Origin of the sequence: Citrobacter sp. Cpo091, assembly GCF_030332645.1 — a bacterium.
In the GTDB taxonomy this organism is placed as follows: Bacteria; Pseudomonadota; Gammaproteobacteria; order Enterobacterales; family Enterobacteriaceae; genus Citrobacter; species Citrobacter portucalensis.
The window spans coordinates 134956-160881 of record NZ_JAOWHL010000027.1 but is presented as its reverse complement, the minus strand read 5'-3'; the positions used below and the strand labels follow the sequence as shown (position 1 = coordinate 160881).

The 25926-nt window shown below is 49.8% G+C and carries 20 protein-coding genes and 1 other RNA gene; 7 read left to right on the top strand and 14 right to left on the bottom strand.

All coding sequences use genetic code 11. The annotated features are described in order from the left end of the window. Positions 1-22: 22 nt before the first annotated feature. The 13 genes from OGY04_RS02920 to garP form a co-directional block, all read right to left on the bottom strand. On the bottom strand, positions 23-1354 hold the full coding sequence (locus OGY04_RS02920; protein ID WP_020996346.1) for an SLC5/6 family protein: 1332 nt from the start codon (positions 1352-1354) through the stop codon (positions 23-25). 569 nt (positions 1355-1923) lie between these two features. After that, positions 1924-3288 carry an L-serine ammonia-lyase gene (gene tdcG / locus OGY04_RS02915; protein WP_008785882.1) on the bottom strand — a complete coding sequence of 455 codons (1365 nt, stop codon included), beginning with the start codon at positions 3286-3288 and terminating at the stop codon, positions 1924-1926. 86 nt (positions 3289-3374) lie between these two features. After that, complete coding sequence (locus OGY04_RS02910) at positions 3375-3770, bottom strand: enamine/imine deaminase (RefSeq protein ID WP_286584711.1); 396 nt, start codon at positions 3768-3770, stop codon at positions 3375-3377. Positions 3771-3783: 13 nt separating this feature from the next. Continuing rightward, positions 3784-6078, bottom strand: coding sequence for a formate C-acetyltransferase (pflB, locus tag OGY04_RS02905; protein ID WP_043017750.1), 2295 nt, complete (start codon positions 6076-6078; stop codon positions 3784-3786). Between the two features lie 28 nt (positions 6079-6106). Next, entirely contained in the window at positions 6107-7315 is a 1209-nt protein-coding gene (tdcD, locus tag OGY04_RS02900) for a propionate kinase (protein ID WP_008785885.1), read from the bottom strand. Between the two features lie 31 nt (positions 7316-7346). Further along, on the bottom strand, positions 7347-8678 hold the full coding sequence (tdcC, locus tag OGY04_RS02895) for a threonine/serine transporter TdcC (RefSeq protein WP_008785886.1): 1332 nt from the start codon (positions 8676-8678) through the stop codon (positions 7347-7349). 22 nt (positions 8679-8700) lie between these two features. After that, complete coding sequence (tdcB, locus tag OGY04_RS02890; protein ID WP_003828594.1) at positions 8701-9690, bottom strand: bifunctional threonine ammonia-lyase/L-serine ammonia-lyase TdcB; 990 nt, start codon at positions 9688-9690, stop codon at positions 8701-8703. 98 nt (positions 9691-9788) lie between these two features. Next, positions 9789-10727 carry a transcriptional regulator TdcA gene (tdcA, locus tag OGY04_RS02885; protein ID WP_003828596.1) on the bottom strand — a complete coding sequence of 313 codons (939 nt, stop codon included), beginning with the start codon at positions 10725-10727 and terminating at the stop codon, positions 9789-9791. Between the two features lie 858 nt (positions 10728-11585). Continuing rightward, an RNA gene (gene rnpB, locus OGY04_RS02880) (RNase P RNA component class A) lies at positions 11586-11962 on the bottom strand. A 32-nt stretch (positions 11963-11994) separates the two neighbouring features. Further along, positions 11995-13140: a glycerate 2-kinase gene (gene garK, locus OGY04_RS02875; RefSeq protein WP_032934186.1), complete on the bottom strand. Its 1146-nt coding sequence runs from the start codon at positions 13138-13140 to the stop codon at positions 11995-11997. A 65-nt stretch (positions 13141-13205) separates the two neighbouring features. Next, a complete protein-coding gene (gene garR / locus OGY04_RS02870; RefSeq protein WP_003828600.1) occupies positions 13206-14096 on the bottom strand; it encodes a 2-hydroxy-3-oxopropionate reductase in 891 nt (296 codons plus the stop codon). A 30-nt stretch (positions 14097-14126) separates the two neighbouring features. After that, the gene (gene garL / locus OGY04_RS02865; protein ID WP_008785889.1) at positions 14127-14897 is read right to left on the bottom strand and encodes a 2-dehydro-3-deoxyglucarate aldolase; all 771 of its coding nucleotides are present in this window, start codon (positions 14895-14897) and stop codon (positions 14127-14129) included. A 15-nt stretch (positions 14898-14912) separates the two neighbouring features. Further along, positions 14913-16247 (bottom strand): galactarate/glucarate/glycerate transporter GarP, encoded by a 1335-nt coding sequence (gene garP, locus OGY04_RS02860; RefSeq protein WP_008785890.1) that lies wholly within the window; start codon positions 16245-16247, stop codon positions 14913-14915. A gap of 405 nt (positions 16248-16652) precedes the next feature. Between garP and garD the strand changes: the two genes are divergently transcribed. The 7 genes from garD (at position 16653) to OGY04_RS02825 (ending at position 25047) form a co-directional block, all read left to right on the top strand. Continuing rightward, positions 16653-18224 (top strand): galactarate dehydratase, encoded by a 1572-nt coding sequence (gene garD, locus OGY04_RS02855; protein WP_286584708.1) that lies wholly within the window; start codon positions 16653-16655, stop codon positions 18222-18224. A gap of 356 nt (positions 18225-18580) precedes the next feature. Beyond that, the gene (locus tag OGY04_RS02850) at positions 18581-19840 is read left to right on the top strand and encodes an ABC transporter substrate-binding protein (protein ID WP_234692427.1); all 1260 of its coding nucleotides are present in this window, start codon (positions 18581-18583) and stop codon (positions 19838-19840) included. A 78-nt stretch (positions 19841-19918) separates the two neighbouring features. After that, entirely contained in the window at positions 19919-20863 is a 945-nt protein-coding gene (locus OGY04_RS02845; protein ID WP_048236826.1) for a carbohydrate ABC transporter permease, read from the top strand. A 9-nt stretch (positions 20864-20872) separates the two neighbouring features. Next, positions 20873-21697, top strand: coding sequence for a carbohydrate ABC transporter permease (locus OGY04_RS02840; RefSeq protein WP_003024907.1), 825 nt, complete (start codon positions 20873-20875; stop codon positions 21695-21697). Positions 21698-21708: 11 nt separating this feature from the next. Continuing rightward, the gene (locus OGY04_RS02835; RefSeq protein WP_286584705.1) at positions 21709-22815 is read left to right on the top strand and encodes an ABC transporter ATP-binding protein; all 1107 of its coding nucleotides are present in this window, start codon (positions 21709-21711) and stop codon (positions 22813-22815) included. 36 nt (positions 22816-22851) lie between these two features. After that, positions 22852-24108, top strand: a complete 1257-nt coding sequence (locus OGY04_RS02830) for a Gfo/Idh/MocA family protein (RefSeq protein WP_048236827.1) — start codon at positions 22852-22854, stop codon at positions 24106-24108. Positions 24109-24126: 18 nt separating this feature from the next. Next, positions 24127-25047 carry an ROK family protein gene (locus OGY04_RS02825; protein ID WP_008785896.1) on the top strand — a complete coding sequence of 307 codons (921 nt, stop codon included), beginning with the start codon at positions 24127-24129 and terminating at the stop codon, positions 25045-25047. A 37-nt stretch (positions 25048-25084) separates the two neighbouring features. Here the strand turns inward: OGY04_RS02825 and agaR are convergent, their stop codons facing one another. Then, the gene (agaR, locus tag OGY04_RS02820; RefSeq protein ID WP_003024920.1) at positions 25085-25855 is read right to left on the bottom strand and encodes a transcriptional repressor AgaR; all 771 of its coding nucleotides are present in this window, start codon (positions 25853-25855) and stop codon (positions 25085-25087) included. Between the last annotated feature and the right edge of the window lie 71 nt (positions 25856-25926).

Here is a 25926-nt window from a genome sequence, read left to right as displayed (position 1 = left end):
CAACAACCTTTGCTCAAATATCTCAGGAAAATGCCAGGAACGGAGAAACGCACAACAGCAGGCCCGTGAAAATAATCAGATACAGGGAAGCGCCTTTGTATTTGTGCAGTGCAGGAACTTTGTAGACCAGCCAGGCCGGGATCAGACAACCCACCATGCCGAAGATAGGGCTACAAATAGAGGTGAAGCTCAGCACCGGCGCGTTGAGCACAATTGCGCTCCAGGCCAGCAGGATGGCAAAAATCATAATGCCGCGCTGAACAAAGGTTTCGTTGATTTTCTCAGCCGGCATATAGCGGCGCAGAATGTTCATCACGATCCCTTGAGTCGCTTCACGGAAACCTAAGTAGACACCGAAGAAAGCGGTCATAACGGCGAAAATGTTCAGAATAACGCTGACGATTTTCACCCAGCCAGCACCCGCACCATTGATAAATTGCGCGGCAATCGCCAGAGCGGAAATGTTCTGCTCATAAGCTTTAACCGCTTCGTCGTGGCCCATCGCCAACGTGAAGGAAACGGCGTAGAAAAAGACGGTAACAAACAGAATACCGAACGCGATGTTCATGGCACGCAGGGCTTTATGGCGCGCCACTTCGATGGATTTGTTGCGTGAACGGTATGAGATAACCATCGGGCTTAAGGTCTGAATAAACAGAATCGAGGTCAGCGTAAACGGCAGAGTGATGATCGCATTTTTGATCAGCAGCGCCATCGGCGGCAGTGAACCCGCGTTATGCAGATGCCACATCCCTACCATCGACACGCCAAGCGCTGCCACAACCAGCAGCTTGGTCATTACCATGCCGGTGGAGATTTTAAACAGCATTTGTTCCCCGCGTGACGAGATAGCCACCAGGATGCAAATCAGTACCAGGCCATAGAACGGGCTGTCGGACAGTAAACCTTCCGTCACACCAAACGTGTGCAGATAGGAGGCGCTGTCATTGGTGATGGCGGTGGAATAAACGAACATCCAGATAACCAGCATCACAAAATACAACGCACCTAACAGGATGCCCCAGTTCTTACCCAGATAGCCGCTGATCACGCTCGGGTAGTCTTTACACTCTGGGGACTCAGCCAGCGTGTTGATAAACAGACGCTGGAACAAATACATGGCTGGGTAGCCGATGATAGAGGAGAGCAAGAACACCCACAGCCCCATCAATCCAACCTGGACAGGAAGAAAAACAATCCCCGCGCCAATTGCCATACCGATACTCATAATGACCCAGCCGGTGTCCGTGCTGTCGAACTTAATGGCTTCACGCCATTCGCTTTCGGTCATTCCCGCCCGACGTGCCGGAGCAGATGCGTCGAGTATTACGCTACTATTCGTTGCCGTTTCCATAATTTCCCGCTCAATGTGTAGGTAGAGGTTTTTATATTTTTTTCGTACTGCATCAATGCGATACGCAGTACTTAGGTGCAGGTGAGCTATTGGAGTAATGAAGAAATCATACGCGCAGGATCAGAGAAAAACTTCACAAACAAACCCCTGTAATTTCTAAAAGTTAAGAAATATTTTCTCTTTTATATGCATATGTAGGATTTAAATTCTATTTTTGAAGCAGATCACAACAAAAAATGTACACCAAAGTGCTAATGCTGATCAGTTAACACCTCACCTTCTGCGTTTTTTGTTAAAACAGCAAAACAGATTTAACTGGAAGTCAGAGGGTTGAAGCGATGACCCCGGTCCGGCTGAAAATCGATGAGGCGTTGACGGCTGACCGGGACTGCCCGCAGGGATGCGGGCAGAGGGGACGGCCTGCATGGATGCAGGCTCGGCCCCGACCCGACAGGCAGACGGAATAAGACGAATAGCTCGCGCAGCGACGATTTTCCCGCCGGGAGCCTGGGATGCAAGGGAGCGGCGGCGCTTACACCTTATCCGGCCTACAAACGCACCCTTTCATCTCAGGTACAAACCACTTTAATCGCCAGACCACCGCGTGACGTTTCGCGGTATTTGTCGTTCATATCTTTGCCCGTTTCATACATGGTCTCGATCACTTTATCGAGCGAAACGCGTGGCTCAGATGTGCGACGTAGCGCCATGCGTGCGGCGTTGACGGCTTTTACCGCGTTGATCGCATTACGCTCAATGCAAGGTATTTGCACCTGTCCAGCAACCGGATCGCAGGTCAGCCCCAGGTTATGCTCCATGGCGATTTCCGCCGCAATACAAACCTGCGACGGGCTACCGCCGAGCAACTCGGTCAGCCCGGCTGCCGCCATTGAACAGGCTACGCCAATTTCACCCTGACAGCCGACTTCGGCACCAGAAATAGAGGCGTTCATCTTATACAGCGCCCCTATCGCCCCCGCGGCCAGCAAGTAGCGGGCAATGGAGTTTGCATTCACCGGACGGCGGAACTTGTCGTAATAGGCCAATACGGCAGGGATAATTCCACATGCGCCGTTGGTCGGTGCCGTAACAACCCGGCACCCGGCGGCGTTTTCTTCGCTCACGGCCAGCGCGAACATGTTGATCCAGTCAATAACGTTCATCGGGTCGCTGGACAGGTTATCGCTGGAAACCAGCAACCGGCGTAATGCCACGGCGCGGCGCGGGACGTTCAATGGACCCGGCAGGACGCCTTCGGTGTTCATGCCACGCTCAATGCCGGCGTGCATGACGTCCCAGATGGCGGCAAAACCAGCATCGATTTCTTCTTTGCTACGCATCGCCAGTTCGTTCTGCATCATCAGACCGGAAACGGATAGCCCGTTGCGCTCGCACAGTTTCAGCAGTTCGCTGGCGGAATGAAAATTGTAGGGCACGTGTGCTTCAACATCATGCGCCTGACCAAATTGCTCCTCTTCAACGATAAAACCACCGCCGACGGAGTAATAGGTTTTGCTTAATAGCGTCTCGGTGCCGTTCCATGCGGTGATACGCATGCCATTTTCATGGCGCGGCAGCGTTTCGGCGTGAAAGAGGATATTTTTGTCTGGGGAGAAATCGACAATATGCGTGCCCTCTGCAACCGGTAAACGTCCGGTACGGGCCACTTCCTGAGTAAAACCAGCGATAGAATCTATATTAACGTTTTGCGGACTGTTACCGGCCAGTCCCATCATGATGGCGACATCTGTCGCATGACCTTTTCCGGTCAGGGAAAGTGATCCATAAAGATCGACCACAATATGCGTAGCCTTGGGGAGTTCCCCGCTGCTGACCAACAGATCGATAAAGCTTTTACCTGCGTTCATTGGCCCCACGGTATGGGAGCTGGAAGGTCCAATGCCAATCTTAAAAATATCGAATGCGCTAATCATATCCACACCCTCGGATTGCCGTTCAGTGAAGACCAGGTTTCACACTCATTAAGGATCGGGGCGATCTGAGATCGCCCCGCAAGGGATTACAGCGTGTCGCCACGTACGGCGATGGCTTCAATCTCCAGCTTCACATCCTTTGGTAAGCGGGCGACCTGCACGCAACTGCGCGTGGGGTAGATTGCCTTATGCTCATCAAAGAACTGCTGGTACACCTGATTAATGGTGGCGAAGTCGTTCAGGTCAGAAACGAAAACGGTCGTCTTCACGATATCGCTCACTTTCAAACCTGCGGACTCGACGATCGCTTTCACGTTTTCCAGGCTTTGACGCGCCTGATCGGCCACGTTTTCAGCCACTTTACCGGTCTGTGGACACACCGGGATTTGACCTGACGTCAACACCATGCTGCCCAGATCCACACCCTGTACGTAAGGCCCAATCGCCCCTGGCGCACATTCGGTTGCAATTACTTTTCTCATAGTCCCTCCGGCGTCAGAGCGCCTGGGTGAAAGTACGTGAAATAACATCCTGCTGCTGTTCGCGGGTCAGCGCGTTGAAGCGCACCGCATAACCAGACACGCGGATCGTCAGGTTCGGATAGTTTTCCGGGTGCTCAATGGCATCCATCAACATTTCACGGTTCATAACGTTAACGTTCAGATGCTGACCACCTTCCACATGTGCTTCATGATGGAAGTAACCGTCCAGCAGACCGACCAGGTTGGTTTTACGCACTCCATCCTCTTTGCCCAGCGCTGCCGGCACAATGGAGAAGGTGTACGAGATACCGTCTTTGGCATAGGTGAACGGCAGTTTGGCAACCGAGGTTAACGACGCCACCGCACCTTTGCGATCGCGGCCGTGCATCGGGTTTGCCCCTGGCGCAAACGGCGTACCTGCGCGACGTCCATCCGGCGTATTACCGGTTTTCTGTCCGTACACCACGTTGGAGGTGATAGTCAGAATGGACTGCGTCGGCACCGCGTTACGATAAGTTGGCAACACCTTAATTTTCTTCATAAAGCGTTCGACCAGGTCGCAGGCAATGCTGTCTACGCGCTCGTCGTTGTTGCCGTATTGCGGATAGTCGCCTTCGATTTCGAAATCAACTGCCAGACCATTTTCATCACGAATCGGTTTCACGCGAGCGTATTTGATAGCCGACAGAGAATCCGCCGCCACGGACAGACCCGCCATACCACAGGCCATCGTGCGATAGACATCACGATCGTGCAGCGCCATCAGCGAAGCTTCGTAGCTGTACTTGTCGTGCATGTAGTGGATGATGTTCAACGCGCTGATGTACTGCACGGCCAGCCAGTCCATAAAGTGGTCCAGGCTCTCCATCACCGTGTCGTAGTCCAACACGTCATCCATCAGCGGTGCCGTTTTCGGCCCGACCTGGATTTTCAGCTTCTCATCCACGCCGCCGTTGATTGCATACAGCAACGTTTTGGCGAGGTTGGCACGCGCCCCGAAGAACTGCATTTGCTTGCCGATAACCATCGGGCTGACGCAGCAGGCAATGGCATAGTCATCGCTGTCAAAGTCGGCACGCATCAGATCGTCGTTTTCATACTGCAAAGACGAAGTGATGATAGACACCTGGGCGGCGTACTTTTTGAAGGCTATCGGTAGCTGCTCAGACCACAGCACCGTCAGGTTCGGCTCAGGTGCCGGGCCCATGGTGTGTAGCGTATGCAGGTAGCGGAACGAGTTTTTCGTCACCAGCGTGCGGCCATCCAGTCCCATACCGCCGATAACTTCGGTCGCCCAGATTGGGTCGCCTGAGAACAGGGTGTCGAATTCCGGCGTACGCAGGAAGCGCACCATACGGATCTTCATAATGAAGTGGTCGATCAGCTCCTGCGCCTGCTGCTCGTTTAAAATTCCCGCTTTGAAATCGCGCTCAATGTAGATGTCGAGGAACGATGCGGTACGGCCCAGCGACATAGCGCCACCGTTCTGAGATTTCACCGCAGCCAGGTAAGCAAAGTACACCCACTGCACCGCTTCCTGCGCATTACGCGCCGGACGGGAGATATCGCAGCCGTATTTCGCCGCCATTTCCTGCATTTGCAGCAGAGCGCGACGGTGTTCAGACAGCTCTTCGCGAAGACGAATCGTGGCTTCAAGATTCTGGCCCCACTCCAGGTTCGACTGGAGATCGGCAAACTGCAGTTCACGCTCACGCACCAGATAGCGGATACCGTACAGCGCGACGCGGCGATAATCACCGATGATACGACCACGACCGTAACCATCCGGCAGGCCGGTCAACACGCCGGATTTACGGCAGCGCAGCATATCCGGAGAGTAGGCGTCGAATACGCCCTGGTTATGGGTTTTACGCAGTTCAGTAAACTGGTATTCAAAATCAGCATCCATCTCACGACCATAAGCATCAAAAGAGCTTTTGATCATATTGATGCCGCCAAACGGATGCAGAGCACGCTTGAGCGGCTTATCCGTTTGTAGACCGACGATTTTTTCCAGTTCTTGTTCAATATAACCGGCGTCATGCGCGGTTATCGTGGTCGCAATATTGGTATCGAAATCAACCGGCGCGTGCGTCGAGTTTTCAATACGGATGCCCGCCATAACTTTTTCCCACAATGCAGTGGTCGCAGGCGTTGCTTCGGCGAGGAAAGATTCATCCCCTTCATAAGGCGTATAGTTGTGCTGAATAAAATCACGGACATTAATTTCTTCTTTCCAGTCCGTACCTTTAAAGCCATTCCAGGCTTCGGCATACAGCATATCGCTGGTATCGATATTTACCTTCATGAAAAATAATCTCTCTGCTGAAATTTAATTATGCAAATTCTACTGGTGTATTAATTTTGCCTAAGGCAATGGCATCACGCGCAATCATTTTCTCTTCATTTGTGGGAATAACCGCACAAATAACACGAGCATCTTTATTAGAGATAATTCTTTCGCCATGGGAATTTGGCAGGCTATTCATTTCGCTGTCGATATTCACCCCTAAAACGGCGAGATGTTCAATAACCAGACGACGAATTAATACCGAGTTCTCACCAATTCCGCCGGTGAAAATAATCCCATCAAGACGATGCAGCGATGCGGCATGTCCGGCGATATGGCGTGCAATACGATGCACAAACGTTTTAATCGCCAGCTGCGCACGCTCATGTCCTTCGTGCCAGGCTTTTTCTAACGTACGTAAGTCAGAGGACAAACCGGAAATACCCAGTAAACCGGACTCTTTATTCACTACGCGCTCAAGGTCGCCGAGCGTCTGGTTGGTTTCGCTGGCAATCCACGCCATGGCGCCGAAATCGACGTCGCCGCTGCGTGTGCCCATCATCAGCCCTTCCAGCGGCGTCATGCCCATTGAGGTATCAACGCTCTGTCCATTACGTACCGCACAGATTGACGCGCCGTTCCCAAGGTGCGCCACAACCAGACCGGAGTCATCACTCTGCAGGTCAAGAAGCTCATGCGCCCGTTGAGAAACATAGCGGTGCGACGTGCCGTGGAAGCCATAACGACGAACGCCCAACTCCTCATAATATTTCCACGGTAAACCGTACAGATAGGCCTCAGGGGCCATCGTCTGGTGGAAGCTGGTATCAAATACCGCAACCTGCTGCACGCCTGGGAAAAGGTGCTGAGCAGATTCAATCCCGCTCAGGTTCGCATAATTATGTAGCGGTGCTAATGGCGATACCCGGCGAATATTGTCGATAACTTCGTCAGTAATAATTGCTGATTCGGTAAAGATATTTCCGCCGTGGGCAATGCGGTGGCCAATTAAGGCCACGCTGTCCATTAAATTACGTTTCTCCAGTTCAACGGCAATTGCTTTTAATGCGTCTTCGTAGCTGTGGTGAGCCAGCTTAGCTGGCTCTCCTCCATTAATTGCTATGAACGCATTTTCAGAGTTAATACCGTCTGCAATTCCCGCCATTAAAACTTCACAGTTTGCTGCATCCAGCACTGAGAATTTAATGGAAGACGAACCACAGTTAATAACCAGTACTACCGGAAACTCATTCATTTCACTACTCCGCTCATCCTGAGCTTAAGGATTAAAACAGTTTGTAGACGATGTTCAGGATGGTCAGCAGACCAATCACGGTAACAAACACGTTATCCAGACGGCCACGGTATTTCGCCAGTGATGGCGCTTTACGGATGGCATACATCGGCAGCAGGCAGAGCAGAGAGGCAATAATCGGCGCGCCCATTGCTTCAATCAGGTCCAGGATGTTCGGGTTGGCGTAAGCCACAACCCAGGTGGAGCCCATGATGAAGATCATGCTGATGGTATTAAGTTTGCCGGCAGAAACTTTCGTTTTATCGCCTTTATAACCAAACTTCAGCACCAGACCGTTCAGACCTTCCAGCGTGCCCAGATAGTGGCCGAAGAAAGATTTGAAGATAGCAACCAGTGCGATAATTGAAGCACCGTACTCCAGAACAGTTGCGAAGGTGGACTTCGTACCGGACAGTGAAGCGAAGTGGTTCGCCAGGTAAGACAGCACTGGAATGTTTTGCGCTTTCGCATCCGCCATGTTTGCCGGAGACAGCGTGAACAGGCAGCTAAAGGCGAAGAACATTACCACCGCAACCATCAGCATACTGGCGCGGGAGATGATTTTGGAACACTTCTGCTCGGTAAATTCACGACCGTAATCTTTCTCATACTCTTCACGTTTAGAGACGACGAAGGAAGAAACGATTGGCGAGAAGTTGAAAGAGAACACCATGATGGAAATACCCAGCCATACGGTAACCAGGATGCCGTCATGGCCAGTCAGGGCGATATTGCTGATATCAACCTGATCGATAACCGCAGAGTTCCAGTAAGGAATCAGTGACAGAGAGATAAGCACCAGGCTGGCAATGAACGGCCATACCAGGTAGCTCATCACTTTAACCATCAGATCTTTACCAAACCAGATGACGAATGCCATCAACAGCAGCAGGAACAGCGCCACGAAGCCACGGTTTAACGCTGGCATCTGCAGCTGGTTTTCCCAGAAGGTCATAAAGGTGTTGGTAATGGTGACGCCATAAATCCACAGCAGCGGACAGATCGCAAAGAAGTAGAGGAACGTGATAACCACGCCGCCCGTTTTACCAAAGTGCTCTTCAACCGTTTCTGTGATGTTACCGGAAGGGTTAGAACCGGAAAGACACAGGCGTGCCAGCGCACGGTGGCAATAGAAGGCGATGGGGTATGCTAGCACCAGCATGATCAGAATGGGGATCAGTCCGCCAAAACCTGCGCGGATAGGGAAGAACAGCACCCCAGCGCCGATGGCTGTACCAAATAAACCCAGTGTCCAGGTGGTGTCCGATTTGCGCCAGGACGACTGTTTTGTCTGGCTGGATACAATGCTATCAGTAGTACTCATATCCTATCCTCAACGAAGTATATTAAGCGTCAACTAAACCAGTAATTTGAGATACACGAGAAAGGTCGATATTACCGCCAGAAATAATGCTGACTGTTTTTCTGTTCTGGATATAGCTATCTAATTTCCCGCTTAATAATGCTGCGCATGCCAGCGCGCCGGCACCTTCAGTCACAACTTTATTTCGCTGAATTAATGCCACCATGCTGTTGCGAATTTCATCTTCGCTGACCAGGACAATGTCATCCACCAACTCACGAACAATTTCATACGTTAAAGTACCCGGGCGGGAAACGTCACAACCATCCGCCAGGGTGCCGGTCGTTCGGTGCGTGGTTATTTCTCCAGCGTGGAAAGAAGCCGCCATGCCGTGAACGTTTTCAGACTGTACGCCAATAATTTTAATGGTCGGGTTAATAGATTTAATTGCCACCGCAATACCAGCAATCAGTCCACCACCGCCAATTGGCACAATCACGTTATCGACATCGTACAAGTCTTCCAGAATTTCCAGACCAATAGTGCCCTGACCAGCAATAACTTTCGGGTCATCATAGGGTGGAATAAAGATACGGCCTTCAGTTTCCACAATCTCGCTAACCTTAGCGATGGTGTCGTTGAAGTTGTCGCCGTGCAGCACAACTTCTGCGGAATAATCGCAGGTTGCCGCTACTTTAGACTTCGGTGCGCCTTTCGGCATCACCACTTTGCCGTCGATTCCGAGCATAGCGCAGGAGAGAGAAACACCTTGCGCATGGTTACCTGCAGAGCAAGCCACCACGCCCTTACATCTTTCAGCTTCGGTTAATGAACTGAGCTTGTTAAAAGCACCACGGATTTTAAATGAACCGGTACGCTGCATGTTTTCAAACTTGAGGAAAATTTCCCCTTTGCAACGTTCACTAAAATAGTTAGAGCGAGGCATTCCCGTTTTATAAATTTTCCCCGCAAGTCTTTTTTTCGCTTCGAGGATATCTTCAATTGCAACTGGGAGATCGTATGTAATGTGCATTAGAACCTCTTACCTGGGTATTAAAGTAAATAGATAGCCGTGACCATTGTCAGATATAGACAAATGGCGTTTATTTCGTGTTAAAACAAATTTAATCTTTAATCAATTTCAATTAATTGCCTTCGTCTCCGACAATTATATGATGAATACTCTTTGGCTAATTCCACCAAAATAGATGCTGCTTTTTTAATTCGATAATTTTTCGACCACACGGCGGCATAACGCGCGACGGGTAAGGTTTCTTCTACCGGGATAGTAATAAACTGGTTTGAGCCAAACGGTGTGGTCATATCGCAGGGAATTACTGTTAAGAAATCAGCATTGAGAACAAGATTATAAATCGTAACGACAGAGTCTGTTTTAACGATGTTTTCACTGCTGATGCCATTATTCTGTAACGTGGTAAGAAGTTCGCTGTAGTACCCCATATTCGTTTGTGGCAACACCCACTGTTCGTTTTTCAACGCGCTCAGCGAGGTGATGCCGGTGCATGTTCGGGACTTGCTGGCAACCAGGATAAAGTCTGACTCAAAGAGCGGCTCAACATGCAGATCGTGCAGTTTCATCTCATCACTCAGCGTACCGATGGCGAAATCCAGCCGTCCGTCACGAATCGCCGGTAAGAAGGAGGAGAGCTGAGCTTCATACATAGAAACCTGCGCTTTCGGGAACACTTCTTTGAATTTTTTAATCATGCCGGACATGATGGTGAAGGCAATCAGTGAAGGAAAGCCAAACGACACATCAACGACCGCATTGCTCGTCATACTGTTCATCTCATCAACCATGTTTTTCATTTCACGGGTAATAGATTCAGACCATGAGAGCATCACCTGACCTGCCTGAGTCAATGTCACACCAGTATTTTTACGTACAACTAACTCAATACCAAAATAAGCCTCAACATCATTGATGATTTTACTGACAGCGGGTTGGGTTAAACCTAATTCTTTTGCAGCTGAGCCGATAGAACCGCTTCTAATGACTTCCTGAAAGACCACTAAGTGCTGTGTTTTAGGGAGTGTAATAGTATTCATATCGACCTGCGTTAATTACTTTGTTGACGGCAGGAAGTGTACCAAATTAAGCGAACAAGGATATGTGCTACCCCTCACAAATCCCCTTGACTTACATTTTGTAAGACTATCGTTGAAATTTAAATCACTTAATAATCATATAGATATGAATTATCGATCTCACTTTATCCTGATTTTAGTCAAAAAAAGATGGGGGGATAACGATTTTTTATGGCTATAACCCCCCATTTTTTCCACTATTTTTTAAAACCATGAAAGGCTATATTTCAATCAATTACAGAACAATTATCAGGCAAGATGGCGCTTAAATTTAATAAACAACTTATCAAATTTAATTATATTTTAATGATTATGGCGATTAAATAACGTTATGCATCACATTTTTTCGCCATATTTGTTTGTAAAGAAACATTGCGTTTATTAAAATTCAATCTAAAAAACACAAACAATTATCATATGCAACATTATATTAACACTGATTTTGTGCAATTTATTAGCAAGTAATTTTGTGACGGCGATCGATTGCGTTCGATTATTCTCGAGAAAAACGTATCGCACAGTGTTTTGTGTTGGTCGTCACAAAATTAGAAATATCCACCGACACATTCCCCTCAGATAAAAGAAATTCGGTGCATAAATAATAGGGATATAAAAATTAGATAAGAAGGAAATAAGCGCCTGCATCCTCGAAAACCAATCTCAATGCTCGCTGTAAAACCTCTGCCGGATGGCGGTGTAAACACCTTATCCGGCCTACAAAACCAGTCTCTCCCCCCGTAGGCCTGATAAGCGCAGCGCCATCAGGCATGGCAACCTGCCCAGAAAGCAAAAAACCCGCCGAAGCGGGGTTTTATTAAAGAGTGAAGCTGACCGATAAGCCGGGTTCTGTCGTGGACAGTCATTCATCTAGGCCAGCAATCGCTCACTGGCTCAAGCAGCCTACCCGGGTTCAGTACGGGCCGTACCTTGTGAACCCCTATTTGGCCTTGCTCCGGGTGGAGTTTACCGTGCCACGGACTGTTACCAGCCGCGCGGTGCGCTCTTACCGCACCCTTTCACCCTTACCTGATCCCACTTGCGTGGGCCATCGGCGGTTTGCTCTCTGTTGCACTGGTCGTGGGTTTCCCCCCCAGGCGTTACCTGGCACCCTGCCCTATGGAGCCCGGACTTTCCTCCCCTCCGCCCGTCTCCCCCGAAGAGGACGACGACGAAGCGGCGACTGTCTGGTCAGCTTCGGCGCGCAGTATAGAGGGTTTGCGGGGCAATGTCACCCCGCACTGCGCATTCCTATCGCTAACGTGGCAGCGATGTTTCTTGAGGCGCGATAAATATTATCAAATGCCCCACGGAAGGCCTCTTCCAGCGTGCTGATGCTGGTCAATACGCTAAATACCGCATCGATACCATATTGATGCACTACCTCCACATCGCGCGTCAGGCTGCCGCCAATACCAATAACCGGCTTGTGGTACTTCTTCGCGACATTCGCCACGCCTACCGGCACTTTGCCGTGAATGCTCTGGCTGTCGATCCGCCCTTCGCCGGTCACCACCAGCGTACAGTCGTGAATATGCTCTTCCAGATTGAGCGCCTGGGTCACAATCTCGATACCGCTGCGCAGCTCGGCGCCTAAAAAAGCCATTAATGCCGCGCCCATTCCACCTGCCGCACCGGAGCCTGGCACATCTTTCACATCGACCCGCAGCGATTTTTTAATGATGTCGGCATAATGAGACAGATTACGGTCCAGTTCGAGAATGCGTTCTTCCGTCGCCCCTTTCTGCGGGCCAAAAATGCGCGAAGCGCCAGAATCGCCGATGAGTGGATTAGTCACATCACAGGCCACGCGAATGGAACAGGTTTTTAAGCGCGGATCCAGACCCGAGATATCGATGGAGTTCAGACTCATCAGGCTTCCACCACCATAGCCAATTTCTGTCCCGTTGGCGTCGCAAAGTTTTGCCCCCAGCGCCTGCACCATACCCGCGCCACCGTCGTTGGTGGCACTGCCGCCGATGCCAATAATGATGCTCTGCGCACCGCTATCCAGCGCCTGCAAAATCAGCTCTCCGGTACCGCGTGACGTAGTGACTAAAGGGTTGCGCTTTTCAGGAGGCACCAACGCCAGACCGCTGGCTGCCGCCATTTCGATAAACGCGGTTTTACCATCTCCGGACATGCCCCAGCAGGCATTCACTTTTTCGCCCAGCGGCCCCGTTACTTGCGCTGAATGCTCACTCCCTTGCGTCGCGGCAATCATGGCTTCAACCGTTCCTTCGCCGCCATCGGCAACCGGAACAGAAACATATTGCGCATCGGGGAAAATTTCCCGAAATCCTTTTTCTATTGCCTGAGCTACCTCGGTGGCAGAAAGGCTTTCTTTATAAGAGTCTGGGGCAATTACGATTTTCATAGTTATGTAGCCTGACTGTGCCGCGCAAGGCAAGAAATACAGGGCGCGCATCCGCGCCCTTCTTGTTAGCGAGTGACTTCCACTTTCGCCAGTTTTTCGTAGTAGCATGCAAGCGCACTGTGATCGGCTGTACCCAATCCATCTGCGCGTAGCGCTTGCATCATCTCCATGACTGCTGCAGTCAGCGGCAACTGAGCGCCAACGCCATGAGAGGTATCCAGCGCGTTCGCCAGGTCTTTGATATGCAGGTCAATACGGAAACCTGGTTTAAAGTTGCGATCCATCACCATCGGCGCTTTCGCATCCAGCACGGTGCTGCCTGCCAGCCCACCACGGATCGCCTGATACACCAGGTCCGGATTCACACCCGCTTTGGTCGCCAGCGTCAGCGCTTCAGACATCGCGGCAATGTTCAGCGCCACAATCACCTGATTCGCCAGCTTGGTGACGTTACCCGCGCCAATTTCACCGGTATGCACCACGGAGCCTGCCATCGCTTTCAGCAGATCGTAGTACTTGTCGAAAATCGCTTTATCGCCGCCGACCATCACCGACAACGTGCCGTCAATCGCTTTTGGCTCGCCGCCGCTGACCGGCGCATCCAACATATCCACGCCTTTCGCTTTCAGCGCGTCGCTAATTTCACGGCTGGCCAACGGTGCAATGGAGCTCATGTCGATAAGCACTGTGCCCGGTTTCGCCCCTTCAATAATGCCGCCTTCACCCAGTGCTACTTCCTTAACATGCGGAGAGTTCGGCAGCATGGTGATGATCACATCACACTGCTCAGCGATATCTTTCGCCGTGGCGGCGGTTTCAGCGCCTGCGGCAATCACTTCCGCAATGGACTCCGGGTTACGGTCAGCAACCACCAGCGAGTAACCTGCCTTGAGGAGGTTTTTACTCATTGGTTTACCCATAATACCGAGGCCAATAAAACCAACTTTCATTGTCATGTCTTTATCTCTCTCTACTGTCGATGGTGGTTATTTCTTAAAAGAATCAGCCAGTTTCTGCGTGGCTGAACGGAACACGCCAAGGTCGCTGCCAACGGCAACAAACGTCGCGCCCCACTCCAGATAACGACGCGCATCCGCCTCTACCGGGGCCAGAATGCCGCTTGGTTTGCCGTGTGCTTTCGCGCGGGCAAAAATGTGCTGGATAGCTTTCTGCACATCAGGATGTGACGCATTGCCGAGGTGACCTAGCGCCGCAGCCAGATCGCTTGGTCCGACGAAGACACCGTCAACGCCTTCTGTCGCCGCGATTGCGTCAACGTTATCAACGCCCTGCTGACTTTCGATCTGCACGATGATGGTGATGTTCTTATTCGACTGCGCAAAGTAGTCCGGTACGGTGCCAAACATATTGGCGCGATGGGATACGGACACGCCGCGAATACCTTCCGGCGGATAGCGGGTCGACGCCACAGCGTTAACCGCTTCTTCTTCCGTCTCAACGAACGGGATCAGGAAGTTGTAAAACCCGATATCCAGCAGACGCTTGATAATTACCGGCTCGTTGGTTGGTACACGCACTACCGCCGCGCTGTCGCTGCCTTTCAGCGCCATCAATTGCGGAATAAACGTCGAGATATCATTCGGCGCATGTTCGCCATCCAGTACCAGCCAGTCAAAACCTGCCAGGCCTAAAACTTCGGTACTGATTGGGCTGGCCAATGCAGACCAGCAGCCAATCTGAATTTGTTGCGCCGCGAGGGCCGCTTTAAACTTATTCGGGAAAATCGTGTTATTCATCGCCTATACCTTTGTTTATTTCTGCAATTCCATACGTTTAATGTCACCGACAATAAACAGGTAGCAAACCATTGCCATCAGCGCCGAGCACCCTACAAACATCAGCGCAGCATTAAATGAGTGCAGCTCGCTCACCAGATACCCAATCACCAGCGGGGTGACGATGGAAGCCACGTTGCCAAATACGTTAAATACCCCACCGCACAGACCGACAATCTCTTTCGGCGCGGTATCGGAAATCACCGGCCAACCCAGCGCGCCGAAACCTTTACCGAAGAACGCCAGCGCCATCAGCGCCACCACAAGAGCGGTATTATCGGTGTAGTTACACAGAATAATGGTCGATGCGAGCAACATGCCGAGCACTATCGGCAGCTTACGCGCCAGGGTAATGCTGAAACCACGTTTAATCAGATAATCAGAGAACACGCCGCCGAGCACGCCACCGAAAAACCCGCACAGTGCCGGAATCGAAGCCACCAGGCCCACTTTCAGAATCGACATACCTTTTTCCTGAACCAGGTAAATCGGGAACCAGGTGAGAAAAAACCAGGTAATTGTGTTGATAAAATACTGGCCAAAGAACACACCAAGCATCATACGGTTCGTGAGTAACTGCTTGATATAATGCAGTTTAGGACCACCTGACTTCACATCGCCCGGTTTTTTATGGTCCATATCCACGACCGCGCCGTTTTCAGAGATAAACTTCAACTCTTCTTGCGACATGCGCGGGTGATCGGTTGGGTTATGAATAAACTTTACCCACAGTCCGGTAAGCACAAAACCAATCACGCCCATCACGGTAAAGACGTGCTCCCAGCCCCAGGCGAAGGTCAGCCAGCCGAGCAGCGGGGAAAACAGCGCCAGGGAGAAATACTGTGCGGAGTTAAAAATCGCGGATGCCGTGCCGCGCTCTTTCGTTGGGAACCAGGCTGCCACGATACGGGCATTAGCCGGGAAGGATGGCGCTTCCGAGAAGCCCAGCATAAAGCGCATGATGAACATTGAAATACCCGCCCAGGCCAGCGGGAACATGTCCACAAAGCCCTGCAGGAAGGTAAACAGTGACCAGAAGAACAAACTGTAGGTGTAGACTTTCTTCGAGCCGAATTTATCCAGCAGCCAGCCGCCGGGGATTTGCATCAACAGGTAAGCCCAGCCGAAGGCGGAGAAAATGTAACCCATTGAGATGGCGCTGAGATGTAACTCTTTCGCCACTTCAGTTCCGGCAATAGACAGCGTCGCACGGTCCGCATAGTTAACGGCTGTAACAATAAATATTATCAGCAATATTAAATAACGGGTGTGCGTACCTTTCTTTTTCTCGACAACTGTATCCAATATCATTCTATTTACCTCGGGCACATAAAAGGTTTTTATTATTATTTTGTGGGTATTTCTCGTGATAAATTACCGATAATAAAAATAGATAATAATTTATCAGACGTTATGAAACCGTGATTTAGTATAATCATCAGCACAACGTTAATCATTGTGCAAGTGCTCATTAAATACACGTTATTAAATTAATGTTTTGGGCATATGCACACATGCTTGGGCGCTAATGCACACATTTACGTATTGCTACCCCTGGTGACCCGGCCTTGCTGAGTTTAAGTGATCATCGTCACATTCTTCACGTTAAACTCCTGACATTCTTATTTCACGATACCGAATCTTTATTACTTACAATTAGATTCAAAATATAAATATCCACACTATTATCACCACCTTGTTGGAGAATACTGGACAATGGCCGACATCGAAATCAGACAAGAATCGCCAACGGCGTTTTATATTAAAGTTCACGAAACAGATAATGTGGCGATAATTGTCAATGACAATGGTCTGAAAGCCGGAACGCGTTTTCCGGACGGACTGGAACTCATTGAACATATTCCCCAGGGTCATAAAGTGGCGCTATTGGATATTCCTGTTCATGGCGAAATCGTGCGTTATGGCGAAGTGATAGGCTATGCCGTTCGCGATATCCCACGCGGCAGCTGGATTGATGAATCAATGGTTGAACTGCCCAAAGCCCCGCCGCTGGAGACGCTGCCGCTGGCAACTAAAGTGCCAGAGCCGCTGCCGCCTCTTGAGGGTTATACCTTTGAAGGTTACCGCAATGCTGACGGTAGCGTAGGTACCAAAAATCTACTCGGTATCTCCACCAGCGTGCACTGCGTAGCGGGCGTGGTGGACTATGTGGTGAAAATCATTGAGCGCGATCTGCTGCCTCAATACCCGAACGTTGACGGTGTGGTGGGGCTCAATCATCTGTACGGCTGCGGCGTGGCGATCAATGCTCCAGCCGCCATCGTGCCGATTCGCACCATTCACAATATTGCGCTTAACCCAAATTTTGGCGGTGAAGTGATGGTCATCGGCCTCGGTTGCGAAAAACTGCAGCCTGAGCGGCTGCTGGAAGGCACGCACGATGTGAAAAGTATTCCGGTCGACAGCGCCAGTATCGTCAGCCTGCAGGATGAAAAGCACGTCGGCTTTCAATCGATGGTCACCGATATTCTGCAGGTGGCCGAACGTCATCTGGCAAAACTCAATCAGCGCCAACGTGAAACCTGCCCGGCTTCAGAACTGGTGGTCGGCATGCAGTGCGGCGGTAGCGATGCGTTCTCCGGCGTGACGGCCAACCCGGCGGTGGGTTATGCCTCCGACCTGTTAGTACGCTGCGGCGCGACCGTAATGTTCTCTGAAGTAACCGAAGTGCGCGATGCCATCCACCTTCTGACCCCACGTGCGATTAACGAAGAAGTAGGTAAACGCCTGCTCGGAGAGATGGCTTGGTACGATAACTACCTTGATATGGGCAAAACGGATCGCAGTGCCAACCCTTCTCCGGGCAACAAGAAAGGCGGTCTGGCAAACGTGGTGGAAAAGGCGCTGGGTTCGATTGCCAAGTCTGGCAAAAGCGCGATTGTCGAAGTATTGTCGCCGGGTCAGCGTCCAACCAAACGTGGCCTGATTTACGCTGCAACCCCCGCCAGTGATTTTGTTTGCGGTACACAGCAGGTCGCTTCCGGGATCACCGTGCAGGTGTTCACTACCGGTCGCGGTACGCCGTATGGCCTGATGGCCGTGCCGGTGATTAAAATGGCGACACGCACCGAGCTGGCCAACCGTTGGTTTGACCTGATGGACATTAACGCGGGCACCATCGCCACCGGAGAAGAAACCATTGAAGATGTGGGTCTGAAACTGTTCGAATTTATTCTCGACGTCGCCAGCGGGCGTAAGAAAACCTTCTCGGACCAGTGGGGACTGCATAACCAGCTGGCTGTGTTTAACCCGGCGCCAGTGACCTGAATATCGAAACGAAAGCCAACGAAAAAACGGGGATTTATCCCCGTTTTTTTATGTCTATGTAACAACAAATAAAGTGATAACGTTCGCATTTTAAGAGGTTTTTTCAAACATCTGTTTTTTTCGATTCAAACCTACAAAATTAACCTAACAATATGAAATTAAACGAAATAATGCCACCATTGTTTTATGTTATATTTTCGTTTTGATAAAAGAGAAACCTACCGAAAGACGACCTTGTTTTAATGCGATAATCCCCTATTTTTTACCGCTTTGACTTTCTCCGATGTAAAACAGATTATTCATAGGCTCCTGTAATTTACCTCATAAGCATTCTGACCTGAATAAAGAGGGAAGTTATGTATACCCTGAATAAAAATAATGTCGCATTGGCCTGTCTTATTTCCTGTTTACTGGCAACTCCTGTCGTCGCGAGTGCTGAAGGCCAATCGGACGCAAAGCCTGTTAAATTACGCTACACGTTATGGGACCGTAATCAACTCCCTGGCGAACAACAGCTCGTTAATGAATTCGAAAAAAACAACCCTGGCATCAAAGTCGAAATTGAATTAACACCTTATGACCAATATTTTATCAAGCTAAGTTCAGCAGTCGGTGGAAATGTAGCACCGGATGTATTCTGGATGAATATGCCTAATTTCCAGCAATATGTTAAAAATGGCATGCTGGAACCACTGAGCAATTATCTGAAAGAGAAATCAGCGCCGAAACTGGATGATTTTGTTAAAAGCTCAGTCGATGCCTATCAATACCAGTCGCAGCAATATGCCATCCCAAGGGATATTGATGCAATTGCCGTCTGGTACAACAAAAAAATGTTCGATCAGGCTGGCGTGAGCTATCCCGATAAAAACTGGACATGGGACGATTTAAAACAAAAATCAGAGCAGTTGCGTAAAGGGCTGGATAAACAGTCTTATCCACTGGCAATGGAATTCAGCAGCGGACAGGACAGTTATTTTAACCTGCTATTACAGGCTGGCGATAAGATTGTCCTGCCTGAGGGCAAAACGGATGTTGCCAATGACAAAGCCATCGCCGTCTATCGCGATGTTCAAGGCATGCTGAACGCGGGACTAATCCAACCGCCAGGCGAGATGGAAGCCTCAGATGTCTTCCAGTCCAACCGAGTGGCCATGGTCTACGCAGGCTCATGGTGGGCATTACCCTTCTCTCAAAATGAGCTGATTAAGGATCACATCGGCGTGGTACCAATGCCTAAAATGGCAGAGCAGGCAGGTGTATCCCATAGCCTGGCATTTGCCATGTCAGCAAAAAGTCAGCATAAAGATGCGGCGTGGAAGTTCATTGAGTTCATGAGTTCTGAGCATGCGCAGCAGACGCTGGCTACGGGAAAAGTCGTGATCCCCGCTAACCAAAAAGTGGCCAAAGAGTGGGCTGAAGGCTTTAAGGGTATTGATGTTTCAGCCTATATCGATTCATTGGCTTTCTCACATAAATATCCAACCGCAGGCTCCAATACCGCCAAGTGGAATAGCATCCTGAATGATGGCTTGAAAAAAGTCTGGACGGGTACTGACCCAGAAAAAGTCATGCCTGGTGTTGCAAAACGCGTTGAACGAGAAATGCAGAAATAATCCTGAGGGAGCCATGCTCCCTCTCGCTTTCGCCCACGCAATATATTTTGGTTGCACAGTGAGCATCCCGGAGTCTGTATGAGCTATTCAGATGAAGCTGCATCCCCACAATTACCAGCCAGGGAAGTGCACAAAAAATCCCTGACCAAGCTGGAAAAAGAAGAACGCTTCTGGGGATGGATAATGATTATGCCGTTACTGGCGGGGTTAATTGTTTTTTACTTTACTCCATTCTTCCAGAACGTTTTTTATAGTTTCACCGACCTCGGCGAGTTTCAGATCTGGACGACGATCAGCTTAGATAACTATATTAATTTATTCAGCGATGATGAGTTTCGTTCAGCAATATATAACACCCTGGCCTATGTTTTTATTTGCGTACCGATAATCACCGTTTTGTCATTGCTGCTCGCAATTGGCCTGAATCAGGCGATTCGCGGTCAGTGGTTGTTTCGCACGCTGTTATTTCTACCCGCTGTCACTATGCCTGCGGCCATTGCTATGGTCTGGCAGTGGTTGATGAACCGAAACTTCGGCTTAATTAATCAGATCCTGGCTTTTTTCGATCTTCCGGCCATCGGTTGGTTATCCGATCCCGATGTCGTCCGCCTGAGCGCCTCGTTGGTTATCATCTGGTCGGCTATTGCGCTGAAGATGATCATTCTGCTCGCTGGATTGCAGGGGATCCCCAAACAAATTTATGAAGCGATGTCGCTGGATGGCATCAGCAAATTGCGTGGATTCTGGTCTATTACCTTACCGCTAATGATCCCAACACTGTTTTTCGTACTGGTGATCTCTTTTATCGAAACGCTGCAAATTTTCGATGTGGTTTATCTGCTGTTTGGCAGTTCATCCATGGTGGACGATCAGACGATGACCATCGCCTATCTCTTCTATAAATACGCCTTTATCTACCATGAAAAAGGGTATGCCTCAGCAATCGCCGTGGTGATTTTCGTTATCACGATGGTCCTGACGCTGCTGCAAATATGGATTGGTAAACGACTTAAAGCACAGTGAGGCACCACGATGTTCATGACAAAACGTGAAAAATGGCTAATTTACGGCCTGATGATCCTCGCGACGCTGGTAACGGTGGTTCCGTTTATCTGGATGATCATCACCTCTTTTAAAACCCAGGCAGAAAGCATCGCCTTTCCGCCGATACTGCTACCCGCCAACCCAGGGTTTCAGGCTTACGGTAAAATCTTGCATGAAATGCCTTTTGGCAGCTTTTACTTTAACTCGATCGTCTCCACGCTGGTCATCGTCATTTTGCAGACGCTGATTGCGGCAATGGCAGCGTACGGTTTCTCCCGACTGCGTTTCAAAGGACGAGATGTCCTGTTTATGCTGTGTATTTCAATTCTGATGGTGCCCGGTCAGATCTTTTTAATCCCACAGTTTTTAACCGTTGAAAAAATCGGTTTGCTGAACTCAATTCCTGGACTGGTGTTACCGGGTTTATTCAGCATATATAGCGCCTTTTTATTACGTCAGTTTTTTCTGTCAGTACCTAAAGAACTGGAAGAGGCAGCCATTATGGATGGGTATAACCATCTGACTATTTTCTTCAAAATTATGCTGCCATTAATTAAACCGGGACTGATTGCCTGCGTCATTATTAACGGACTGTGGAGCTGGAATAATTTAATGTGGCCACTGATCGTCAACACCTCCATGGATAAAATGACATTACCAGTAGGATTAGCCTCACTTTCTGGCCGTTCAGGCGTGGAATATCCGATGTTAATGGCGGGCGCATTGCTGGCGATTATCCCGATGTTGTTACTTTATATCTTCTTCCAGCGCTATTTTATTCGCGGCATCGCTGGTGCCGGAATTAAAGGATAAGGGGCAGTGTTATGTCAGGTATTCAATTACAGGCAGTAAGCAAAGTCTATCCCAATGGCTTTCAGGCGATCCATGGCGTTGATCTTGAAATCCACGACGGCGAATTCATGGTGTTTGTCGGGCCATCAGGCTGCGCCAAATCAACGCTGCTACGCATGATTGCAGGTCTGGAAGATATCACTCATGGCCATATCGCAATCGGACAGAAGTGCGTCAACGACCTGCTACCAAAGGAGCGAGGCGTTGCCATGGTCTTCCAGAATTATGCCCTCTATCCCCACATGACGATTTATAAAAATATGGCATTCAGTCTGTTAGGGAAAATGAGCAAAGAAGAGATTGATATCCGCGTCCGGGAAGCTGCACACAAGCTGGAAATCGAAACATTGCTCGACAAAAAGCCCGGTCAGCTTTCAGGCGGTCAATGCCAGCGAGTAGCCGTTGGCAGGGCCATCGTGCGTAAGCCAGACGTTTTTTTGTTTGATGAGCCGCTGTCCAACCTGGATGCAAAACTGCGTGTTTCAATGCGCGTGCGGCTGACAGAACTGCATCGACAACTGCGTCACGAAGGCGTGAGCGCAACCATGGTGTACGTCACGCACGATCAGATTGAAGCGATGACGATGGGAGACAGGATTTGCGTTCTAAATGGCGGTCGTATTATGCAGGTGGATACCCCAGGGAATATTTACCATCACCCCAGGAATAAATTTGTTGCTGGTTTTATTGGTAATCCGGCAATGAATATTATGCTGCTTGATATTGACCCCAGCACTCGTGGCCTGCGCCTGGCTGATAATTTAATCCTGCCATTAAATACGCGCTTGAGTAACCTACTGGAGCAATATCCGCACTCCAGCGTCTGGTTTGGCATCCGCTCAGAGGCCATTCAGTTAGCCTCGCAGCATGATGCCTCTGCGTTCGATGCGCACATTACCAACGTAGAAAGGATGGGCAACGAAGACCTTCTGCATTTTGATATTGGTGAGCAACATATGATCTTACGTATTAACTCCTCACCCGACTGGACCCCACTTCCCGGTGAATCTATCAAAGTGAAATTTAATCTGGATGCCGCCTTTTTGTTTGATAAAAAACATGAAGAAAATTTGGCCTGACCGTTATTCAGGCTAAGTGAAAAATGAGAGGTTTATATGTGTGCGAATAAAGTGACCGTATTAGTGGTAGGGGCTGGTGCGCGCGGAGAAATATATTCTCGCTATGCGCTTGAACATCCAGACAGAATGCAGGTGGTAGGCGTTGCCGAGCCCAGAGAGGCATATCGCCAGCAGTTTGTCGCACAGCATAAGATTGACCCAAATAACGTGTTTTGCGACTGGCAAGAAGCTGCGGCCCAACCCAAAATGGCCGATGTGGTACTTATTTGCACGCAGGATAATATGCACAAAGATCCTGCCGTGGCGTTTGCTAATCTCGGCTATCACATTCTGCTGGAAAAACCGCTCGCCCCTACGCCAGAAGATTGCCGGATCATTATTGATGCGGTCAAACGCAACAACGTATTACTGGCCGTCGCGCACGTCCTGCGTTACACCCGCTATACGCAAAAGCTGAAATCACTGCTTGATGATGGCGTAATTGGCGATATTGTCAGCATGCAGCATCTCGAACCCGTAGGTTACTGGCATCAGGCGCACTCGTTTGTACGTGGTAACTGGCGCAATGAAGCAGAATCGTCATTTATGTTGTTACAGAAATCCTGTCATGATTTGGACTGGATCCGCTACATCATGAGCGACAACTGCCAGGACGTAGGATCATTTGGTAGCCTGAGTCACTTTGTGAAAGAGAATCAGCCTGCTGGTGCCGCCGACCGCTGCCTTGATTGTCAGGTTGAATCAACCTGTCCCTGGTCTGCCTGCAAAATTTATCTGGGTGAAAACCACAAATGCACTCCACACTTCCGTCGGGTGCTGACTGCAGATCCTAGCGAAGAGAATGTTCGCCAGGCGCTGCGCGATGGGCCTTATGGTCGTTGCGTTTATCGTTGTGATAATGATGTGGTGGATCATCAGGTTGTTAACTTACGTTTTGCCCACCAGCAGACAGTGACCTTTACCATGACCGCGTTTACCAAAATGGAAGATCGAAAAACGCGCCTGTTTGGTACCAGAGGTTATCTGGAAGGCGATGGCGAGCAGATCCGGGTGTTTGATTTCCTGACAGACAAAGAAACAGTGCATCAGATCGAGGAGATCGCCGCTGGCACACAAACCCAGATGGGGGGGCATGGTGGTGGCGATTACTACCTGATGGATCGCTTCATCCACGCAGTGATGGCCAACGATCAAAATATGATCCTTTCTGGCCCGGATGAATCACTGGAAAGTCACTTAATGGTCTTTGCCGCAGAGCGCGCTCGCAAGGAAAACTGTCTGGTTACGCTGTGAAGCCGGAGGAGATGAGGCATGTTTTACGGTGTTGATATTGGTGGAACCAAAACTGAAATTGTCGCTTTTGATAAGGAAATGCAGGTTTGCTGGCGTAAGCGCGTCGCCACGCCAGTGCAGGATTATGAACTCTTTCTTTCGACCTTTACTTCACTTATTGATACCGCCGACTGGGCGACTGGAACGCAAGGAAAAATTGGCATCGGCATGCCCGGTCTTATGGACAGACATACCGGAAAATTACTGTCATCTAACGTGCCTTGCCTCACAGGACGCCAGGTGATGAACGATCTGGCCCACCGCCTCAATCGTTCGGTTGAACTGGACAATGACTGCTGCTGTTTTGCACTCTCGGAAGCCCATACCCAGCAGGCTCGCCAGTTCTCCCGAATTTTTGGTGCCATTATTGGCACCGGCATGGGTGGAGGGTTAGTCATTGACGGTCAGTTGTATCGGGGTCGCAACCGAATGGCCAGTGAGTTCGGCCATTTACCGCTTCCGGCAACGTTTATGCGTCGTTATCACTTGCCGGAGTTGAAGTGCGGCTGTGGCTTACAAGGGTGTCTGGAACGCTATCAATCCGGTCCTGGTTTACTGTGGCTCCACAAACACTTCAGTGGAGAACAACTCAAAATGGAGACTCTGCTGGAGCATTATCGTCATGGCAATGCCAGCGCCGTTACAACCATAGAAGCATGGATTGATATGTTGGGTTGTACGCTGGCGCAATTGCAGTTGATTCTGGATGTCGATGCTTTTGTTCTCGGCGGTGGAGTTTCCAACATCGAGGAAATTTATACGTTGCTGCCGCAGGCTATGTCACGTTACTTGTTCCCGGGATTAGAGCCTGCCCGCGTATTCCCGGCCATCCATGGTGCATCCAGCGGGGTTCGCGGTGCCGCATTGCTGCTGGTTGAACAGGGTACGCTGACCCACTAAAACACTGCTGGCGAGAAAATCTCGCCAGCAGTTTCAGTTATTCATCCGCAATCACCACATCCACCCCAAGCTGGATTAACGTCCGGTGATAATTTTCAGGGATACCGCTGTCGGTAATCACCCGGTCAATCCCGCTGATTTCGCTAATCATACAGAAACTTTTGCGGCCAAACTTGCTGGAGTCAGCGACTACCGTGACCTCCTGTGCAACCTCACACATTACCTGATTCAGATGTGCTTCTCCCGGATGTGGCGTGGTAATCCCCGCTTCCAGGCAGAATCCATCAACGCCCAAAAAAAGCTTATCAAACCGGTATTGTCTGAGCTGGTGTTCTGCTGAAGGGCCATACAATGAATAGACGCTTTGCCTGACGTTCCCTCCCAGGATCATGACGTCTACGCGCTCAAAATTCGCCAGTTCCCACGCAATGTTGAGCGCATTGGTCATCACCACCAGATCGCGGCGATTCTTTAACATTGGAGGAATGAGCGTGGTGGTCGAACCGGAATCGAGGATTAACGTGTCACCATCTTTCACAAAGCTGGCTGCTTTTTCGGCAATACGCGTTTTCACATCGCGATTCAGCCGGTCCTTATCCTGCAAAGGCCGGTCAAGGGCGAAGTGCTGATTGAGAACCGCACCGCCGTAGGAGCGCATGACGCATCCTTTCTGCTCCAGATAACGTAAGTCGTTGCGGATCGTGACCGATGACACACCAAAATGGACGCTCAGTGGCTCGACACGAACGCTACCCTGATCGCACAGCAGATCAATTATTTGCTCGCGACGTCTTAAGTTATCCAGCATTTCTATTGCTCCATCAAATATTCATGTTGTTTTGTTTTAGCGCTTTAGCACTTTCGTTTTCTTTTGAATAT

What these genes read in the sequence shown, in the direction of transcription:
- garR (WP_003828600.1), bottom strand. Translation starts at nt 14,096, where the DNA reads ATGACAATGAAAGTTGGTTTTATTGGCCTCGGTATTATGGGTAAACCA.
- garP (WP_008785890.1), bottom strand. Translation starts at nt 16,247, where the DNA reads ATGATATTGGATACAGTTGTCGAGAAAAAGAAAGGTACGCACACCCGT.
- pflB (WP_043017750.1), bottom strand. Translation starts at nt 6,078, where the DNA reads ATGAAGGTAAATATCGATACCAGCGATATGCTGTATGCCGAAGCCTGG.
- tdcG (WP_008785882.1), bottom strand. Translation starts at nt 3,288, where the DNA reads ATGATTAGCGCATTCGATATTTTTAAGATTGGCATTGGACCTTCCAGC.
- OGY04_RS02830 (WP_048236827.1), top strand. Translation starts at nt 22,852, where the DNA reads ATGTGTGCGAATAAAGTGACCGTATTAGTGGTAGGGGCTGGTGCGCGC.
- OGY04_RS02825 (WP_008785896.1), top strand. Translation starts at nt 24,127, where the DNA reads ATGTTTTACGGTGTTGATATTGGTGGAACCAAAACTGAAATTGTCGCT.
- garD (WP_286584708.1), top strand. Translation starts at nt 16,653, where the DNA reads ATGGCCGACATCGAAATCAGACAAGAATCGCCAACGGCGTTTTATATT.
- OGY04_RS02850 (WP_234692427.1), top strand. Translation starts at nt 18,581, where the DNA reads ATGTATACCCTGAATAAAAATAATGTCGCATTGGCCTGTCTTATTTCC.
- OGY04_RS02840 (WP_003024907.1), top strand. Translation starts at nt 20,873, where the DNA reads ATGTTCATGACAAAACGTGAAAAATGGCTAATTTACGGCCTGATGATC.
- tdcB (WP_003828594.1), bottom strand. Translation starts at nt 9,690, where the DNA reads ATGCACATTACATACGATCTCCCAGTTGCAATTGAAGATATCCTCGAA.
- tdcD (WP_008785885.1), bottom strand. Translation starts at nt 7,315, where the DNA reads ATGAATGAGTTTCCGGTAGTACTGGTTATTAACTGTGGTTCGTCTTCC.
- tdcC (WP_008785886.1), bottom strand. Translation starts at nt 8,678, where the DNA reads ATGAGTACTACTGATAGCATTGTATCCAGCCAGACAAAACAGTCGTCC.
- OGY04_RS02910 (WP_286584711.1), bottom strand. Translation starts at nt 3,770, where the DNA reads ATGAGAAAAGTAATTGCAACCGAATGTGCGCCAGGGGCGATTGGGCCT.
- garL (WP_008785889.1), bottom strand. Translation starts at nt 14,897, where the DNA reads ATGAATAACACGATTTTCCCGAATAAGTTTAAAGCGGCCCTCGCGGCG.
- OGY04_RS02835 (WP_286584705.1), top strand. Translation starts at nt 21,709, where the DNA reads ATGTCAGGTATTCAATTACAGGCAGTAAGCAAAGTCTATCCCAATGGC.
- OGY04_RS02920 (WP_020996346.1), bottom strand. Translation starts at nt 1,354, where the DNA reads ATGGAAACGGCAACGAATAGTAGCGTAATACTCGACGCATCTGCTCCG.
- garK (WP_032934186.1), bottom strand. Translation starts at nt 13,140, where the DNA reads ATGAAAATCGTAATTGCCCCAGACTCTTATAAAGAAAGCCTTTCTGCC.
- tdcA (WP_003828596.1), bottom strand. Translation starts at nt 10,727, where the DNA reads ATGAATACTATTACACTCCCTAAAACACAGCACTTAGTGGTCTTTCAG.
- OGY04_RS02845 (WP_048236826.1), top strand. Translation starts at nt 19,919, where the DNA reads ATGAGCTATTCAGATGAAGCTGCATCCCCACAATTACCAGCCAGGGAA.
- agaR (WP_003024920.1), bottom strand. Translation starts at nt 25,855, where the DNA reads ATGCTGGATAACTTAAGACGTCGCGAGCAAATAATTGATCTGCTGTGC.